Origin of the sequence: Streptomyces sp. MnatMP-M17 (assembly GCF_900091995.1) — a bacterium.
Taxonomy (GTDB): Bacteria; Actinomycetota; Actinomycetes; order Streptomycetales; family Streptomycetaceae; genus Streptomyces.
On the sequence record NZ_FMDK01001156.1, the window covers coordinates 1 to 2,243 of the forward strand.

Annotated in this window: 2 protein-coding genes; one reads left to right on the top strand and one right to left on the bottom strand. The window is 71.4% G+C overall.

The window, feature by feature from the left end:
• On the bottom strand, positions 1 to 724 hold a 724-nt coding region (locus GA0115259_RS37240; protein ID WP_256098312.1), incomplete at its 3' end, for an FGGY family carbohydrate kinase.
• 294 nt (positions 725 to 1,018) lie between these two features.
• Between GA0115259_RS37240 and xylA the strand changes: the two genes are divergently transcribed.
• Positions 1,019 to 2,188, top strand: a complete 1,170-nt coding sequence (gene xylA / locus GA0115259_RS37245; protein ID WP_093604966.1) for a xylose isomerase — start codon at positions 1,019 to 1,021, stop codon at positions 2,186 to 2,188.
• The last annotated feature ends 55 nt before the right edge of the window (positions 2,189 to 2,243 follow it).

The window sequence follows — 2,243 nt, forward strand, 5'->3', positions numbered from 1 at the left end:
CGATGCCCGCGGGCAGCCCGAGCTCCGCCGCGGAGCCGGCGGTGAGCGAGCCGATCCGGGCGGCACCGGTCGCGGCGACGGCGGGCAGCAGCTCGGCGTCGAGGCCGAGCAGGGCCAGCAGCTCCGGGTCGTACTCACCGGTGGCCGTCGAATACCAGCAGGTGCCCGAGGCATCGCCGGGATCGGTGGCGGCGACGCCCGAGAGGCGCTCGGTGAGGAAGTCGTGCGGAAGCCTGACGGCCGCCGTGGCGCGCGCGATGGCCGGGTCGTGCTCGCACAGCCACTGCCACTTCGAGGCCGTCATCGACGCGACCGGTACGGAGCCGGTCCGCGCCGTCCAGGCGGCGGGCCCGCCGAGCGCCTCCGTGAGCGCGGCGGCCTGCGGGGCTGAGCGGGTGTCGTTCCAGAGCAGCGCCGGGCGCAGCGGGCGGCCCGTACGGTCCAGCACCACCAGTCCGTGCTGCTGCCCGGCGACGGCGATCCCGACGACGGCCGAGGCATCGACGCCGGACTCCTTGAGACCGGCGGCCACCGCCTCCCGCAGCGCGTTCCACCACACCTCGGGATCCGTCTCGCGCGCACCGCCCTCACCGGTCACCCGGTGCGGCGCGCGCCCTACGGCGAGCAGCCGGCCGGTGGCGGCATCGGTGAAGGCGGCCTTGGTGGATTGGGTGGAACTGTCCACGCCGACGACGACCGGGCCGACCACCGGGCTCTGCGACATGGACGTACCTCTTCCCTTGCTGGAGTTCGTGGAGTTCGCTGGCTGGAGCACTTTTTGACGTGGGAGAAACAAATTACGCGATGACGCGGCTCACCGGAACGGGGGTGGCGGATCCTCGCCGGTGGCCGAAGGTGCGCGACCATGTCCGCCGGGTGTGCCCGGGGTGCGCCGGGTGTACGGCGATGAGCGGGCCCCGGGGGTTTTGCGCATCCGCGCCGACGTGCATTATTAGTCATGTCAGGAAACAAAAAGGTCGGCACGTGCCGGACCTGAGGTATCGAAGGCGGCCAGAGAATGACGGAACGCTTCACTCCCACCCCGGCGGACAAGTTCAGCTTCGGTCTCTGGACCGTGGGCTGGCAGGGCAGGGACCCGTTCGGGGACGCGACCCGCAGGGCCCTGGATCCCGTCGAATCCGTACAGCGCCTGGCCGAGCTGGGCGCGTACGGCGTGACCTTCCACGACGACGACCTCATCCCCTTCGGTTCGTCCGACGCGGAGCGCGAGGCGCACATCAAGCGGTTCCGGCAGGCGCTGGACGCGACCGGTCTGGTGGTGCCGATGGTCACCACCAATCTCTTCACGCACCCGGTCTTCAAGGACGGCGCGTTCACCGCGAACGACCGGGACGTGCGCCGTTTCGCGCTGCGCAAGACGCTCCGGAACATCGATCTCGCGGCCGAGCTTGGCGCGAAGACCTTTGTGGCCTGGGGCGGCCGGGAAGGCGCGGAGTCAGGCGCGGCGAAGGACGTACGGCTCGCGCTGGAGCGGATGAAGGAGGCCTTTGACCTGTTCGGCGCGTATGTCACCGAGCAGGGATACGACCTCCGGTTCGCCATCGAGCCCAAGCCGAACGAGCCGCGCGGCGACATCCTGCTGCCCACGGTCGGCCACGCCCTGGCGTTCATCGAGCGTCTGGAGCGGCCCGAGCTGTACGGCGTGAACCCGGAGGTCGGCCATGAGCAGATGGCCGGGCTGAACTTCCCGCACTCCATCGCCCAGGCGCTGTGGTCGGGCAAGCTCTTCCACATCGACCTCAACGGTCAGAACGGCATCAAGTACGACCAGGACCTGCGCTTCGGCGCGGGCGATCTGCGGGCGGCCTTCTGGCTGGTCGATCTGCTGGAGACCGCGGGCTGGGACGGCTCGCGGCACTTCGACTTCAAGCCGCCGCGGACCGAGGACTTCAACGGCGTGTGGGCGTCGGCGGCGGGCTGTATGCGCAACTATCTGATCCTCAAGGAGCGCGCCGCCGCGTTCCGGGCCGACCCGGTGGTCCAGGAGGCGCTGCGCGCCTCGCGGCTGGACGAGCTGGCGCTGCCCACGGCCGCGGACGGAGTGGCCGCGCTGCTGGCGGACCGCAGCGCGTACGAGGACTTCGACGCGGAGGCGGCGGCGTCGCGCGGCATGGCCTTCGAGCAGCTCGACCAGCTGGCGATGGACCACCTGCTCGGCGTCCGCTGACCCGGAGCCCCGCCCGCCGTGACCGCCACCCGCGCCCCCGCGGGCGGCGGTCGCG

What these genes read in the sequence shown, in the direction of transcription:
- xylA (WP_093604966.1), top strand. Translation starts at nt 1,019, where the DNA reads ATGACGGAACGCTTCACTCCCACCCCGGCGGACAAGTTCAGCTTCGGT.